Annotated in this window: 10 protein-coding genes and 1 pseudogene; 6 read left to right on the top strand and 5 right to left on the bottom strand. The window is 59.8% G+C overall.

All coding sequences use genetic code 11. The annotated features are described in order from the left end of the window. Positions 1-34 precede the first annotated feature (34 nt). From pdxR to AC0L16_RS10555, 3 genes and pseudogenes are all read left to right on the top strand, one after another. Positions 35-1,573, top strand: a complete 1,539-nt coding sequence (gene pdxR / locus AC0L16_RS10565) for a MocR-like pyridoxine biosynthesis transcription factor PdxR (RefSeq protein WP_473524455.1) — start codon at positions 35-37, stop codon at positions 1,571-1,573. Between the two features lie 184 nt (positions 1,574-1,757). Further along, positions 1,758-2,465: pseudogene (locus tag AC0L16_RS10560) on the top strand (B3/B4 domain-containing protein). Between the two features lie 1,459 nt (positions 2,466-3,924). After that, complete coding sequence (locus AC0L16_RS10555) at positions 3,925-4,767, top strand: TIM barrel protein (RefSeq protein WP_473524456.1); 843 nt, start codon at positions 3,925-3,927, stop codon at positions 4,765-4,767. A gap of 428 nt (positions 4,768-5,195) precedes the next feature. Here AC0L16_RS10555 and AC0L16_RS10550 read toward each other — a convergent pair whose 3' ends face one another. From AC0L16_RS10550 to AC0L16_RS10530, 5 genes are all read right to left on the bottom strand, one after another. Further along, on the bottom strand, positions 5,196-5,879 hold the full coding sequence (locus AC0L16_RS10550; RefSeq protein ID WP_473620643.1) for a transposase: 684 nt from the start codon (positions 5,877-5,879) through the stop codon (positions 5,196-5,198). Between the two features lie 794 nt (positions 5,880-6,673). Beyond that, positions 6,674-6,832: a hypothetical protein gene (locus tag AC0L16_RS10545; protein ID WP_473524387.1), complete on the bottom strand. Its 159-nt coding sequence runs from the start codon at positions 6,830-6,832 to the stop codon at positions 6,674-6,676. A gap of 229 nt (positions 6,833-7,061) precedes the next feature. Continuing rightward, positions 7,062-7,262, bottom strand: coding sequence for a hypothetical protein (locus AC0L16_RS10540; RefSeq protein WP_473524388.1), 201 nt, complete (start codon positions 7,260-7,262; stop codon positions 7,062-7,064). Positions 7,263-7,281: 19 nt separating this feature from the next. Continuing rightward, positions 7,282-8,346, bottom strand: coding sequence for a LacI family DNA-binding transcriptional regulator (locus AC0L16_RS10535; protein WP_473524457.1), 1,065 nt, complete (start codon positions 8,344-8,346; stop codon positions 7,282-7,284). Positions 8,347-8,628: 282 nt separating this feature from the next. After that, complete coding sequence (locus AC0L16_RS10530) at positions 8,629-9,927, bottom strand: dicarboxylate/amino acid:cation symporter (protein WP_473620642.1); 1,299 nt, start codon at positions 9,925-9,927, stop codon at positions 8,629-8,631. 1,158 nt (positions 9,928-11,085) lie between these two features. Here AC0L16_RS10530 and nifA point away from each other — a divergent pair. From nifA to AC0L16_RS10515, 3 genes are all read left to right on the top strand, one after another. Then, positions 11,086-12,870, top strand: a complete 1,785-nt coding sequence (nifA, locus tag AC0L16_RS10525; protein WP_473620690.1) for a nif-specific transcriptional activator NifA — start codon at positions 11,086-11,088, stop codon at positions 12,868-12,870. Positions 12,871-13,099: 229 nt separating this feature from the next. Further along, the gene (gene hisC, locus AC0L16_RS10520) at positions 13,100-14,248 is read left to right on the top strand and encodes a histidinol-phosphate transaminase (RefSeq protein ID WP_473620640.1); all 1,149 of its coding nucleotides are present in this window, start codon (positions 13,100-13,102) and stop codon (positions 14,246-14,248) included. An 86-nt stretch (positions 14,249-14,334) separates the two neighbouring features. Then, positions 14,335-15,363, top strand: coding sequence for an LLM class flavin-dependent oxidoreductase (locus tag AC0L16_RS10515; protein ID WP_473620638.1), 1,029 nt, complete (start codon positions 14,335-14,337; stop codon positions 15,361-15,363). Positions 15,364-15,593 lie beyond the last annotated feature (230 nt).

Raw genomic sequence — 15,593 nt, 5'->3', positions numbered from 1 at the left:
GTCACACTAACTCAGATGGAACGTCCAGTTGGCGATGAAAGAAATGGTCCAGCCTTCTCCTGAAGCGTCGACAGCTCGCTCGCAAGGTCTCGGCGCGCGCCAGATCTGCGAAGCTCTTCGCGAGCAGATCCTAGGTGGGATCTATGAAACGGGCAGCCAGCTGCCGTCGTCACGCGGCCTCGCAAATGAACTCGGTGTGTCGCGAACCACGGTCACCGTGGCGTATGATCAGCTGGTCGCCGAAGGTTTCATCGAGGTCATTCCAGGCGCAAGACCTCGCGTAGCATCTTCGCTAGTCCGAAGTAAAGAGACCAGCGCGGTGCCGAAACGGACTGGCCCGATCCACCTTTCCTGTTACGGCGAGCGACTGCGCGCCAGTCCGCCACGGCGCGATTACCTCCCCAACCGCCTCAAGGTCGATTTCCGTTATGGCGACCTCGCCCCATCTGATTTCCCGGCGCTGACGTGGAAGCGTGCGATGAACGCGGCGATGTCACAAAGCCCCGGAAGGCTGGCCTATCACGATCCACGCGGCTCGCATCGCTTGCGCCAGGCGCTGCAGGGATATTTGTGGCGTGCCCGAGCGCTTAGCTGCCAGGTCGAGCAGATCCTCGTCGTCAGCGGATCACAGCAGTGCCTCGATATGTGCGCGCGCCTGCTGCTCGATCCTTCTGACAGCTTCGTGATCGAGGATCCCTGCTATAGAATGGCGCGCCAAGTCTTTGCCAGCACAGGAGCCACGCCCGTCGCTGTCGCCGTCGATAGCGAGGGCATGAAGACCGAGCTGCTGCAGGAGATCCCAGCGCGGCTGGCCTATGTCACCCCGTCGCACCAGTTCCCGCTCGGCGCCGTCTTGTCGATTTCGCGGCGGTATCAGCTCCTCGAATGGGCTCGGCGCAATGACGCCTATATTATCGAGGACGATTACGATGGCGAGTACCGGTACGACATTCGACCGGTGCCCCCGCTGCATAAGCTGGAAGACCGCAGTTCCGTAATCTATGTTGGCACGATCTCCAAGACACTGTCGCCGATGCTGCGCATCGGCTACCTGGTGGTTCCGGCCGAGTTGCAAGACGTCTTTGCGATGGCCAAGCAGCTTCTCGACAGGCATTCTCCGGTCGCGGAACAGGAGGCCCTGGCCTCACTCATCGAGAGCGGTGGTTATGAAAGCCATGTGCGCCGCGTCCGCCGTCTTAACGGCGAGCGGCGAGAGGCACTGCTTGCTGTCCTTCGGCGCGCGTTCGCAGACAGCATTGCCATCGAGGGGGCCGATGCAGGGCTGCATGTCGTCGTCTGGTTCAAGGATCTTTCTCGGTCGCTGGAGGACGTCCTGGTTGAAGAGGCGCGGCGGGTCGGGGTTGGCATCCATCCGATTTCATCGCTGTACATCCGAGATGAAGCCCGCGCTGACCGGATTGGACTGGTGATGGGCTATTCCGCCCTGAGCATTCGGCAGATCGAGAATGGCGTTCGGCTCCTTACTGGAGCTATCCAACGGGTAAGAAGCTTTGCCGAAGATTCGGCAAGATGCTCAACACCCGCCCTGACAGCGAGCGGGCCTGGCTCGTGACCCCAGAGTTGCGCCGGCATTGATCGCAGACTGAATCAGCAAGACCTGCCGGGACTGGCTCTGTCGGCCAGTCCGGGTCCCGGGCAGGACTCTGACCCTGGGACCTGGGGAAAGGAATTCTTGAGGAGACTCTCAAATCCGGTGGAAGCAAAGCGCCGTCGCGGCCGGCTTAAAGGAGGAAGCGTTGTTGGATTTTCCGCTGATCGACGAAGAAATAGCAGAGATCGGCACCTGACTTTCGCGCAATCAGCATTCTTGTTGATGCAGACGACAGTGCGCGAGGCGTCATGGCTCGGGACGTGTTGGGAGAGGCTTGCGATTTCGCCCGAGCGGGGGACCCGCCTGGGGAGAAGCGCACTTGGCCAATTGGGCGGAGGCATACGTCCGGTTCGGCGCGAAACCATACCGGACGGCGTGCTCGGCGCAGGCATTGAAAAACGGGTGGAGAAGGATGGCCGCATCCCACCAATAAATCCTGTCGTTGACCTCTACAATGCAATGAGCCTGCGTTCCTCAATACCCATTGGCGGCGAAAATTTCGATGCATATGTCGGCAAACCGCGGCTGGCGATTGCCGTAGGAACGGAGTCCTTCCACACTGTTTTGAATTGGGAAGCGGTCGTCGAAAGCGCTTCCAAAGGGGAGGTCATCTGGCGCGACGATTTGGGAGCTACATGTCGCCGCTGGAATTGGCGGCGGGGCACGCGCACCCGGTTGGAGGCGGTGGGCGGCCGCCATGTGGTTTATTTTGGAAAGCTTGGCAGCGATGCCGGTAGAGGCGCTCGAGCAGGCGGCTAAGATGCTCGTGAGCGGTCTGAGAGAGCTGACACCAGGGCGTGCCCAGCGTAGCCACGTTCCAAAGATTGCGCACCTCTTCGGGTTGCTGCTTTGATCAATCTCGACGTCAGACGCTCCCGGGCGAGCTTCAATCCTGGCACTCCGAGCCAGCATAACATCTCGTCGCGAAAGCCGGATTGCTTCGGATCGAAGCGGTTGCGAGACATCTGCCATGTTTGGGGAGACTCGCTCTCCGCCGAGGGGGATGCGGATGACGATTCATTTCCGCCTACCTCATCGACGTGTGTGACGACCAAGGCAGTTGTGCCCGATCCGCCGTTGGCCGCGTACGCCTGCCGTGCGGCAGTGCTCGAACGCCGAAATGACCTTGAGCTGCCGAGGCTGAGCTGGCCTGCATGCGCGACCTGATAGGCAGGCCGGGCAGCACGGAGCATATCGGCGATCTCGCTCGAGTCGCCGCACGCCCACCCGTCGGGCGAGCTCTCCGCCTCCTCGAAAAGGCTAAGTTCTCGAGCTGACTGGCCTGCAGCATATCTGCGGGTCGACCCCCAGCAGGACCCGGGTAACTCCGACTTCGGCGCCGGCCTCCAGGCGTGGCGAAGCTGTGACGCAGCGTGTGCCGGCCGGGCCCCTTTACGGGGTTGGCGCTTTTGCAGTCTCGGCGACAATCCGATGGATCTGCAGCGTCGGGTAATCGCGTGCTCTCCCCGGGAACAGCCAGCCACCGCAGCGACGCCCTGCTGCCGCCCGACCTACATGCGTAGCGCAGTCGGCTAAGCCGGCCGGCCGACAGCATGGCATCACGGCACCGTGCGCCGTGCCACGCTCGATCGGCAGCAGCATGCGCTCGTTGTGACCGTGGGCCATAATGCACTGGCCGCTCCTCCTCCCTTGAACGAGCCGCACGAGATGCGCCATCTCCGGGTAGGTGTCTTCAACAGCACCCTATCAGGGCCGCCAGAAAGGCTTCCCCTGATTCTATCTTTATCGCCCGGCAACTCGATCGGTAGCGGTACGCTGGCGACGGCGGAGCCACGGACGGTTGGGCGAAGCCAAGAGATGTCGGGGGCGCAGAAGCCGGAGGCCTCATTGTTGGACCGCCAAATTGTTAGCCCGATGATCCCCGCCATGCCACTTCACCAACTGGACGGCTTCAATTGCAACGAACTGGCTGTTTCCAGAGGGCCAGATTGCAAGTATCTGACCTGCAACGCACACAGGAGTTCCCCCGATGTACACCCCCTCCAGCCTTCCGAGATGATGATATCGATTTCGCAGCTAGCCACATCAGTTTGGCTCCGGATCGGTTCAGCATCTTTCCGGGTTGGCGCCTACTCTGCGGAAGCAGCTGGATAGCCTCGATCGATCTTCGGTCATTTCGCCTAGCAGATCAATGTTCTCAAGAGGCGCGGTAGTATGCGTTGCGTGAAAGTCGGCTCACAATGAAGCACAATCGTGTGAATAAAGAGCGGGTCAGTTCGATTGACTCGCCTCCATATGCCGATCATCTCGGGCTCGTAAATCAACAAACGGCAGAAGCCAGTCAGCCGAGAATGGCGGCCGCCTTCATGAAGGAAAGCCACTGCGTGCGCCAGGCGCCACTTCGGTTTGCACTCGACCACATGGCGACGCCCGGGCTTGACGTCAGGACGTTCTTCGCGCTCGCCCGCGATCTCGGTCTGACCGACGTGCAAATCCGGAATAATCCCTGCAGTAAGGCTGTTGTGCGCGGCAAGCCGCCGGCGGATGTTCGGTCTGCCGCTGCCGAAGCGGGCGTCACGATCATCTCAGTCAACGCCCTACAGCGGTTCAACGAATGGACTCCCGCCCGCAAGGCCGAGGCCAGCAAGCTCGCCGATTATGCGGCCGCCTGTGGCGCCCAGGCGCTTATGCTGGTGCCGGTGAACGACGGTTCGTGGTCCGCCAATGGCGAGCGCAATGGCAATCTCCGCGTCGCCTTGAAGGCGCTCAAGCCGATACTTCAGTCGCGGGGTCTGATTGGGCTCATCGAACCGCTTGGCTTCCAGACCTCCTCGCTTCGGTCGAAGAACGAAGCGGCTAACGCTATTGCCTGGGTTGATGGCCAGTCCGTCTTCCGGCTTGTGCACGATACATTCCACCACACACTCGCCGGCGAGACGTCCTTCTTCTGCGATCTGACCGGTCTCGTGCACATTTCAGGCATAAACGATCCAACCTTGTGGGTTCACCCGGATCGCCTCCTGGGAGGTTCCGACAATTGCAGCCAGATCCGGGCGCTACTTGATGGCGGCTATACGGGTCCCTTTTCTCTTGAGCTCGTCGAGGAAGTCCACGCATTGAATGACTCTGCAGGCGCATTTGCCGCCAGCATCGATCTCATCCGACACGGGCTACTGGCGCGAGTGCCGGTCTAAGGCGCGTAGGGAAATTGAGCGGAGAAGTCATTCGAGATCGCTCCTGTGTCCCGCTTATGCAGATGCTTGCCGGATCACCATTGTCAAGATTGGCCATTGGACCGCCTTGGGCGGCCGCGGCAGTTCGATGGGCCCGCAAGGCGAAGGTTGGATCTGATGCTGAGGGCGGCGGACTATCGGAATTTTCGGACGAAGAGCAACTGACGGCGGACAAAGGGCGAGTGCGCGAAGCCAACCGCAGGTGGTCCTGAGGTGATCTTTTTCTAGGACCGCGGTCGCGCCGCTGCTGCTTCACCTCGGCGGCCTCTCCGGGATCACCGACGACCGCTTCCTCCGACCAGAAGTGCCGATGCCAGACCCGTAGCTATGCGCTCTCGGATAGCGCGTGGGACAAGAATTCTGGCGCTCCGATCTGCGATTCAGCGTTATTAAAACCCCAGCTTCCTCTTCAGTTCCGCGTTCTCTTTGCGCAGGCGTTCCGCGAGCAGGCTCTTCAGTCGTTTGTTTTCTTCCTCAAGCGTGACGAGGTCCTTCAGATCGTCACCAACCGATGCAGGCAGCGCAGCTTTCTTCCATTGGTAGTAGGTCTGTTCCGAAATGCCGGCCTGCTTTACGGCGCTCTTCAGGGTGGCGCCGCCGCTGATAGACTTCTGTATCAGGGCGAGCATCTGGGCGCGCTCCTCTTCAGAGTAGATCTTACGTCCGGTCCGCACGGTCGCTGCTGGTGCTTCCTCCGCCTGAGACGCCGCATTGGGCGCTTTCTTCCGAGCAGGCGGCCTAGGCTCAGCCTTCGCTCTCGGCGACCGTTGGGCTTTCTTCTTTTGAGGTCCCTCTACCTTGGCTGCCGGTTGCGTTGCAGTTGTTACTGATTCTGCGTCCAGGGGATTTGCCATGAGATACTCCGCTCGCGGTTTGTGCATGTGTTCAGCATCAAGCGCTACAACACTTGAGTCAACAGGGCGACCATTTGGCAACTCCATCTCCCCGAGTTCCCTTGTTGTCTCGGCCATTGCTGCGGTAAGATCGACATCGCTCCAGATCGAACGACTCCGTTTTTGAGAACTGCGCTTCTGTCTGATCTCCACCGTGAATGCTCGGGGCTGACGCCTCATAGGTCTTTCCTTGTTGAACACGAATTATGCAGGAAGTCGCGGCAGACGACGAATGAAGGTCTGGCCGCTTCTTCTGTAGCCGAGCTATATGCATCGGACCACCCGAGCAAGCCCTGCTGGCGACGCACACCCCGGAACAGACCAGTTCCTATGAGCCCCTAAGAGCAAGTAGGCAATGCCATCTCGGGACCGAGGAGGTGGTGGATTCCCGCAGCATGCAAAAGCTGTGTTTTCGATGGTAGAGCGACGGCTGGCATACGACTGAAAGGAACTGCTCAAGAGCTGCGATCCAGTCTGCGCTGGCAGTGCAGGACGGCATACCTCCGAAGGACGGTGCTACCGAGCGCTAGCCCGCTGATTACCGACATCGGTTGGCGCCGAAGAACGGACAGCTGCGCAGAATTGGCGAGCGGGGAGAGGCGAGGGCACGAGCCGAGTCGAACTCGCATCGAGCGTCGTCCGGCAGCGGCAGAGCATGACAGGAAGTACGGAGCCTGACCGAAGCTACTCGTCGCCGCAGTCGTTGCTGGGGCGACCCTTCTTCCACGAGTACCGCGGCGGCGGAACGTCGTCCCGGTACTGACCGAGTGGATTTTGCGGAGCCACGCAGCGGCGTCGTGCGCAATCGGGAAAGCCAATACGGGCTTGCCCCGGGCAGGACGTTTTCGTGGCCCGCGGAGTGCATAAAGTCGCCGAGCCTTACAGGGCCGCTATACCTCTTGGGAGCGAGTTTGCCACGCTCACGATATGTCCGGAAAAGTTGTTTCCCCTTTCACGCCGAGCTTCAAGCCGCTTCACTTGTGTTCGCCTCCTCCTGAAGGCCGGCCAACCCGCTTTTCGCGTTCGATCGATGGCGCGTTCTCAAGACCGATCATGGCCTTGATGTCGACGGTCAGGTTTGGGAATGCTGAAGGACGATCGCCTGGTTGCCTCTCCGGCAGCCAGGCGATCACGGGGGGGCTTCGCTGAGCCATCAGCAAGCATTGCTGCAAAACGGCGCCAAAACTGCCCCCGACCGGCCTCGGCGTCGCCCGACCATTAGTGAGCGGGCCGACTCTGGGCAACGCACCGCTCCTGTTCGGAACACCGCATGAAGCGAAAGAGCCATTTTGGTGGGCCCGTTATGCTTCGTCCAGCAAACGATCGGCGCACGCGAGCAGCTTGTGAGGGATGCAGCCGAATTCAGCGCTGCTCCCACAACTGGCGAAGCTCCTTTGTAAGAGCTTCACGCTTAGCTTCATCTAACGTGATTGAATTGAGGAGATCCCCCAGCACGGCTTCGGCCTCGATCTGAATGAGCAGAGCGTACACTTCATTTGAAATGCGCACACCGTCCCGAGTGGAGTGGACCGCGCGGGCATTTATGAAAGGAATGTCGGCCATGGCGATAGATCACATCATTTCAGATGTTTTCCGGCAGATAGATGTCAAACGGCAGAAATGTCTGCCCCGGCGTCTCCGCCGTGCCGGTCTTGATGGCGCGATCCATCAGCAGCATCAGCTCCTGGCAAAGTCGGCGCAGTGGCGTGGCGACCGCCATCGTGATGATGTCATCAGCGAGGGCCTCCCGTGACTCCGGCGTGATTTCATTCACGATCACCACGAGATCCTGACCTTTGCCCTCTTCCCGGAGCGCTGAGATAGCGCCCTCCATGCCACCGCCGGCCATGTAGAAGCCGACGAGCTCAGGTTCCCGCTGCATAAGGTCCAGCAGCGCCTCGTAAGTGATCTGTCGTTTCTCAAGGTTCACGAGCGTATCGAGCACCTCGAATGCTGGCTCGTTCTCACGGAAAAAAGAACGAAAGCCGCTTTCCCGCAGCTCGTGACCCTGGAAACGGTGGCTGCCGACAAACACCGCCACCTTGCCAGGCCGTTTAGCGGCCTTGGAGAACATCCAAGCTGCCGTCCGCCCGACCCTGCGGTTGTTGAGACCGATGTAACCCTCGCGCACGCCAGCGGCGAAGTCAGAAAGGAGCGAGAAGACCGGGATGCCTTTCGCCTTGAGCTCCTCGACTGCTGCCGTGATCTTCGGGTGATCTGGCGCCACCATGGCGATCGCGTGGCATCGGCTACCAAGATCCTTAAGCAGTGCCGTCAGATCCCCAGGCAAATGTGACGGCGCGAATTCGATGAGCGGAATGCCGTGGAAGCAGTGGGCCGAACTGACCGACGCTTCGACCTCGCGCGCGAACTCCTGGTAGAAATGCTGGGCCGGTTTCCTCAAGATGAAGCCCAGCCGGTAGCGGGGCAGGTCCTTTCCCATGCGCTGTTTGATAAGTCCCGCAGCATGATAGCCGATCGCGTGGGCCGCGTGGTGGACGCGACGCGCGGTCTCCTCCCGCACCGGAAGGCGAGCGTTCAGGACCCGATCGACCGTTGCCACGCTCACCCCCGCTTCGCGGGCGAGATCGGCAATTGTAGGGCGCTTTGCCGTCGCTCCGATTTTGATCGGCTGGCGCTCCGTCATCCGGTGCATGCCGACGACGGATTGGGGCGGCAAAGTGATTTCGGCATCCACCCCGATCGACGGCCTATACATTGATCAGCGCTCCAGGCGCACCCGGGCGCGTCTCGGTCCGCGGTCCGTTTCCATAGGGCGTCCATATTTCTTGTCCTCACCGCATTTGATGCTTCTGATCTGTGGCACGCGAAGCGCTGTTTAGACCCAGCGAGCCGATTGTTTGGTGGCTGATGAGCCGGCGACTTGGCTGGTCGCGCTGCAGCAATCTTGCTGGCGCGGGCGGCCGGTTTAATCTCTCGGCAAGCTCCCGTAGAAGGCAGCTTTCATGCGCGTTTCGTCCAGCTCGCCTTCCCAGCGGGCGACAACCAGCGAGGCCACCGCATTGCCGATTACGTTCGTCAGCGCTCGGCATTCGGACATGAAGCGGTCCACGCCAAGGATGAGTGCCATCCCAGCAACGGGAACGCTTGGTATTACGGAGAGCGTAGCAGCCAAGGTGATAAAGCCGGCCCCTGTTATACCTGCGGCACCTTTCGAGGAAAGCATCGCGACAAGCAATAGGAAGATCTGATCGGGAATCGACAAGTGCGTGTTCGTCGCCTGGGCGATGAAGAGGGCGGCGAGCGTCATGTAGATATTGGTGCCGTCCAGATTGAAGGAATATCCAGTCGGGATGACGAGACCCACGACGGAACGCTTCGCGCCGGCGTTCTCCATCTTCGCGATGAGCGAGGGCAGCGCGGCCTCCGAGGAGGACGTTGCCAGGACCAGCAGCAGCTCTTCCTTTATGTAGCGCACGAGAGAAAAGATCGAGAAGCCGTTGTATCGGCAGACCGCGCCAAGAATCCCGAATACGAAGAGGAAGGCGGTGAAATAGAACGTCGCGACCAGCATCGCGAGGTTGGCCACCGAACCGATGCCATATTTGCCAATGGTGAAGGCCATGGCGCCGAAAGCGCCGACGGGCGCGGCCCTCATCAGAATGCCGACCAGCTTGAACACCGGCGCGAGGAGCGCCTGAAGCAAAGAAAGCACAGGCTTGCCCGTGTCGCCGACCATCGCCAGAGCGATGCCGAACAGCACCGAGAAGAACAGGACCTGCATGATGTCGCCTTCGGCGAAGGCACTAACGATCGTCGAGGGAATGATGTTCATCAGGAAGCCGGTCACCGACTGCTCGTGGACCTTGGCGGCATAGCCCTTCACGGCCTGAGCATCGAGCGACGCCGGATCGATGTTCAGGCCGGCACCCGGCTGAACGACATTTGCGACAATGAGACCAACAATCAATGCGAGGCTCGAGAAGGTGAGGAAATAGATCATTGCCTTGCCGGCGACCCGGCCGACCTTCTTGAGGTCATTCATGCCGGCAATGCCGGTCGTCACAGTTAGGAAGATCACCGGCGCAATAATCATCTTGACGAGCTTGATGAAGGCATCGCCGAGCGGCTTCAGGCTCTCGCCGACGTCCGGGTAGAAATAGCCAACTGCGACACCGAGGGCGATGGCGGTAAGCACCTGAATGTAGAGCTGGGCGTAGAAGGCCTTGCGGGGCGCAGGACCCGCGCTTCGGATTGGTGGAGCCAACAGCTTTTCTCTCCCTGACCGGATCGGGGCGGGCCTCCTCCCTCCCGCGCTTCTCCCATCGCGGCGCTCCGGTCACGCGCTGCTGGCATGTCGAACAGCAAGGGGCGTGCCAAGTGGAGACCCGCGCCCGAATACGCGTATTCCTCCGCTCGGTGAGGCAGACTCAGTAGGGTGGGCTGTGCGGGTTTCCGCACTGTTTCCGTCATCTCTGGCGAAATCCCGCACTAACGCCCAGCTTTGCACCCATTGCTTTAGCCCGACAGCCACCAGCCGGTAACTCTGGCATCCGCTGTGTCCGCTCGCTTCTTTGTCGCATTTGCGACCCGGCCGGGCACGGAAGTGGAGGATTCCCTACACGAGCTGGCTCTTACCGCGCTCCCTCTGCAGCCGTGGCGTCCCGACGGGTCGTCGAAAAGACCGAATGATTCACCGGACCTGGCGCGCATCGGTGCGACTCAGAAGATGCTTCATAGCGCGAACACTTAAGCCGCTCGACGACACTTCGGGCCGTAGTGTCCGACGCAGCCGCCCTAACGCCGACAGCATCCCGGAGGCGTCGACCTCCGTACGCTCACCGCGCCGGGCATCCGTGAACACGCCGGGGTAACTCTGCCGTTCGAGATCGATCCGTCGGCAAATCTCAGTTGATGGAATTCTATCATGTCCTCCTGCTTTCCTTTCAGAAATGCGAGGAAAGCTCGGTTGACTAGCCATCCTCATTCCCGCTCTGTAGGGCAACGTGTGGTTGCGCTCCGGAAGCCTGAACCGCGCCTCAGTTCAGTAAGGATAGCCAAGCCATGCATCAAGCCTTGCCTCCGGCGTCTTTCGGGCTTGCCCCTCGTCAGGGCCTGACCGACGCCCAAAACCGTGACCCACACTTGATCTTATGCAAGGCAGTATGTCGCCTGCGGAACTCTGGCGTCCTCCCGCCGACACATCACGACTACCCGCATCAACGTCTCAAGCGTTCCGGTAAGCGGCTCCCACCCGCAAGCAAGTGCGCCAATCATGCTGCGGCTCGCCGTGCGAAGACATTCTTGTTGGTGCCGGCCATCGGTGGCTCGGGCCCTGATGCCATCTGATGATGCGTTTACGCGGGGGGACATCGCAGATCCAGATGGCGCGGCGTTGCTGTCGCGGCCCAAGATCGAGGATGACATGTCAGATCAGGACAATGGTCGCCAATCTGAAGACAGTGCTGAGCAGACTTCGTCAAGCTGCACATCATTGCACGACACCAAAAGGGATGACTCGGAACCCGCCATTCTGCCGTCGCGCGCGAGCGCGCTTGCCGGCATCTACGAAATTTCGAAAGCGCTCACCGCCCCCTCCGGGCTCGAGGTCAGACTGGCCAACGTTGTAGACCTGCTGCGATCGTTTCTGCAGATGAGGCACGGCATCATCTCTCTTTTCGACGGTGATGGCGAACTGGAAATCATCGCAGGCGCCGGCCGGACCGAGAGCTGCAGTGAGCGCTGCCGGACGTACGTTCCGCGGAATGCAATCGACCAGGTTTTGGCGACGGACAAGCCCCTGGCCACCGAGAACATCGCGGTTCATCCGGCTTTCACCGCCGCCGACATGGACGTGCTCGCGGCTTCCGACGACATACCAGTGTCCTTCATCGGCGTTCCCATTCGCGTCGATGCAAATGTCGTGGGCACGCTGACCATCGACCACGTACTGCGCCATGGCTCAAGAGTTTGGCTCGATTACAGCCTCTGTCTGCTCCCGCTAATCGCCAACCTGGTAGGGCAGGCAGTGAAGTCGCATCGCTCTTTCGAGGGCGACCGCGAGCAACCAATGGCAAAGCAGGACTCCCTGCCAAAGCAGAAGCGCCTAGCCCCGCAGCGTAACACTCACGTGGAGGGGATGATTGGCGACAGTTTGGCGTTGCGCGGTCTGCTTGAGAAGGTCGCGCTCGTAGCCAAGGCCAAGATTGCGGTTCTGTTGCGAGGCGAATCCGGTACCGGGAAGGAGCTGGTCGCCAAGGCTATCCACGAGTTGTCCCCGCGCGCCAAGCGGCCCTTCATCAAGCTCAATTGCGCGGCGCTACCCGAGACTGTGCTGGAATCCGAATTGTTCGGCCATGAGAAGGGTGCATTCACAAGTGCGTTCAACTCGCGCAAGGGGCGCTTTGAGCTCGCCGACAAGGGGACATTGTTCCTAGACGAGATCGGCGAGATTTCGGCCTCGTTCCAGGCAAAGCTCTTACGCGTGCTGCAGGAGCAGGAGTTTGAGCGCGTCGGGGGCAACCAGACAATTAAAGTCGACGTCCGCATCATTGCCGCTACGAACAAGAACCTGGAAGAGGCCGTTGCCAGAAACGAGTTCCGTGCCGACCTCTACTACCGCATCAGTGTTGTTCCCTTGCTGGTCCCGGCGCTACGCGAAAGGCGCAGCGATATTCCGCTCCTTGCAGCTGAGTTTCTCAGGAATTTCAACGATGAGAACGGCCTTATGTTGACGTTCGATCCGAGCGCAATCGAAGTACTGGTAAACTGTGACTTTCCCGGCAACATTCGCGAACTGGAAAACTGCGTATATCGGACAGCGGTTCTGGCGGCGGGGCCATCAATCGGGAAAGACGACTTTGCATGCTGCCAAGACAAATGCTTCGCCGAGGCGCTGCATAATTGCAGACTTGGCAAAGTCGCGCTGCAACCCTCGCCGATCGGGCCGCTGCCACTGAGTCCGGCCATACCGCCGGCTGCTGCCGGTAGATCTGCCGCCGTCGCACCCCCGTCGGACACCGTAGGGCAGCCGCCGCTGGACCCAGCCGGGGTAGTCCACTCTGCGAGAATGGCCGATGCCGAACGTGTCATCCAGGCCATGGAGAGATGTGGCTGGGTCCAGGCAAAGGCGGCGCGCCTGCTCGGACTGACGCCGCGCCAGATCGGCTACGTGTTGAGGAAATACGGCATCGAGATCAAGCGTCTTTGACCAGATCACCGAGCCGAGTAGCTGGGACAATGAAGCATTCGTGCCTCGGCGCCTTGAGACGAGTGATGCGGGGCTCCTCCAATTCCGATCCGATCGCACAGGCCGCGCTGCCCCCGCGGTGGTCGCCCCCCACGAGCGGTCTGACGGCAGCGCTATCATCGGTGGTCCAGCCTATGTCTCGATCACCAGCTCGTGCCGAACGCACTGAGACAGAAACGGAGAAAAATTGATGTCTGATGCAAAACTGCAAACTGTGCTTTCTTCCCTTTCGCAAGTAGCGGGACAGTTAGATGTTCTGCTGTCCGACAAACCGGCGCCGGATCCTTGTTGCGTCAAGCTAAACACGAACGAGAACCCGTTTCCGTTGCCGAAAGCCATAATGCAAAGTGCGATGGCGGCTCTCGAACGGCAATATCTATATCCAGAAGACGACAACGTCAGCTTGAGGCAAGCAGCGTCGGAAGCCTACGGCGTCTCGAAGGATCAGGTGATCGCCGGAAACGGATCGTCTGAACTGCTCGGGCTTATCTACAGAGCTTTCCTGGTTCCAGGAGACAGAATGGCGATGATGTCGCCGGGGTTTTCGTTCAACCGCAAACTTGCCCGTTTGCAGGGTGCTCAATTTCTCGAAATCAGTTGGTGCGCAGATCATTCCTTGCCCGTCGAAGACTTGCTTTTGGGACCGGCAAAAGATGCCAAGTTCATTCTGCTGGCCAACCCAAACAATCCGACCGGAACGTTTGTTCCAGTGGCCGATGTTGAACGCCTGGTATCGCAATCAGACCGTCTGATTGTCTTGGATGAGGCCTATGTCGATTTTGCACCGGACAATGGTCTGCATCTCCTCGATCGCTATCCAAACCTCCTGATCTTGAGAACATTCTCGAAAAGCTATGCCACCGCCGGCATTCGCGTCGGTTTCGGACTTGGCCACCCCGAAGTCATTGGCAGGCTGCGGGATCTCCAGAACGTCTTCAACATGAATGTGATCGGTCAGGCGGTTGGCATCAGTGTGCTTGGGCACCGCGCCGCCTATGCCGAGAACCACAAGCACATCAAGCATGAAAGACAGCGGGTGACGGTGGCACTGTCGAAACTCGGATTTTCCGTAATACCTTCTCACGCAAATTTCCTGCTAGCGCGTGTGCCAGCGGGGCAGGAAGGCTCATGGTGGCAAGCAGCCTTGGAAAGGCAAAAGATACTCGTCGCCTTCTTTCCGGATGCAGGGCTGGAAAATTATATCCGCATCAGCATCGGTACAAAAACCGAGATGGATGAATTCCTTGAGGCCGCCAGAGAGATAGCTGGAAGGGCGGAGAAAACGATCCCGCTGTGCCGGCCGTCAGCGGCTGCTGCTTCTGCCTTAACCAGTCGATAGTTCCCCGGCCATTAAGCGCACCGATAATTTGAATTTGCTTGCATCATTGCGAGCCACGAACTGTTGCAAAGAGTTGGAGAAATCGCGTGAAGAATGCCTTCCCCCTGGGCCTGACCTTCGGCATATTCGACCACCTGGACGAGGATGGCTGCGAGATTGCCCGACAATACGCCAATCGCCTGAGTTTGGCAGAGGCGTGTGATCACCTTGGTTTCTACGCATATCATCTGGCAGAGCACCACTGCACTCCGCACGGGAGGGGCCCATCGCCGAATCTGTTCTTATCCAGCGTCGTCCAGCGCACCCGGCACCTCCGCGTCGGCCCGATGGTAATGCTCCTTGCCCTTTATCATCCGCTGCGTGCGTTCGAGGAGATCTGCATGCTGGACCAGTTGAGTGGTGGCAGGGTCGAACTGGGTATAGGGCGCGGCTCTCTCCCAGTCGAACTGGGTTACTTCGGGATTGCTGCGGAGGCGGCGCCAGGTCACTATGCGGAAGCCAGCGAAATCCTTATCAAGGCGATGAAGGGCGACACGCTGTCCTATCGCGGCCGCCATTTTGAGCTGAATGACGTCCCTTTGACGCTGAGATCTTATCAGCGCCCCCATCCACCGACATGGATCGCCACCAATAGACCCGAGTCGGCCAGCTGGGCCGCTTCAAATGGCGCCAATATCGCGTGCCTTGGACCTGCCTCTTCTGTTCGCAGAATTACAGATGCATTCCGAGCCTGCCGGGTGCGCAGTGCCGACGCGGACGAGCGAGGGCCATTTCTTGGAATGCTCCGCATGGTCGTGATCGCGCGATCGGAAACAGATGCATATGCGCTCGCGGCACCCGCTTACGAACGATGGCTCAAGAGCTTCAGGTTCCTCTACGACCTCAATGCGCTCCAGACGCCCCCAAATCTGCCGCTGAGCTTGGATGCAGCAATCGAAAGCGAATTGTGCGTGGTGGGAACGGCATCTTCCGCGCGACAGGCTCTTCTTGATCAGCTCGAAGAGGCCGGTGCTAATTATCTACTTTGCCAACTTGCATTTGGGAATCTGTCCTTAGACGCTTCGCTATACACCGCAAGGACGATCCAATCTGAAATCATGGCTCGAGTTACCTGACGTGGAATGCGCGCTCCGCCTTCGGAGTTGAATTTCTCCGGCGCATCATCACCTTCCCGATCCCGCGCATGATGCCGATATAGTGCTTGCTGTGTGGGTGGAGGGGCGCGCACGCTTGTGGAGGCCCTGGATACTTGGAGCGACCGGCCTGCCGATTAAGAAATCGCCCCGATTTCGTTTCGCGAGAGAGGGCGAACTTGTGCGTACCAGGGCAAAACCCCGGTTTCTGA

Source organism: Mesorhizobium sp. WSM4848 (assembly GCF_055811375.1).
Note: the sequence above shows the minus strand (reverse complement) of the source record. Positions and strands in the feature narration are given on the sequence as shown.

Bases quoted from the DNA above. Each gene is read 5' to 3' on its own strand.
- pdxR (WP_473524455.1), top strand. From the start codon at position 35: ATGAAAGAAATGGTCCAGCCTTCTCCTGAAGCGTCGACAGCTCGCTCG.
- AC0L16_RS10555 (WP_473524456.1), top strand. From the start codon at position 3,925: ATGGCGGCCGCCTTCATGAAGGAAAGCCACTGCGTGCGCCAGGCGCCA.
- AC0L16_RS10550 (WP_473620643.1), bottom strand. From the start codon at position 5,879: ATGAGGCGTCAGCCCCGAGCATTCACGGTGGAGATCAGACAGAAGCGC.
- AC0L16_RS10540 (WP_473524388.1), bottom strand. From the start codon at position 7,262: ATGGCCGACATTCCTTTCATAAATGCCCGCGCGGTCCACTCCACTCGG.
- AC0L16_RS10535 (WP_473524457.1), bottom strand. From the start codon at position 8,346: ATGACGGAGCGCCAGCCGATCAAAATCGGAGCGACGGCAAAGCGCCCT.
- nifA (WP_473620690.1), top strand. From the start codon at position 11,086: ATGTCAGATCAGGACAATGGTCGCCAATCTGAAGACAGTGCTGAGCAG.
- hisC (WP_473620640.1), top strand. From the start codon at position 13,100: ATGTCTGATGCAAAACTGCAAACTGTGCTTTCTTCCCTTTCGCAAGTA.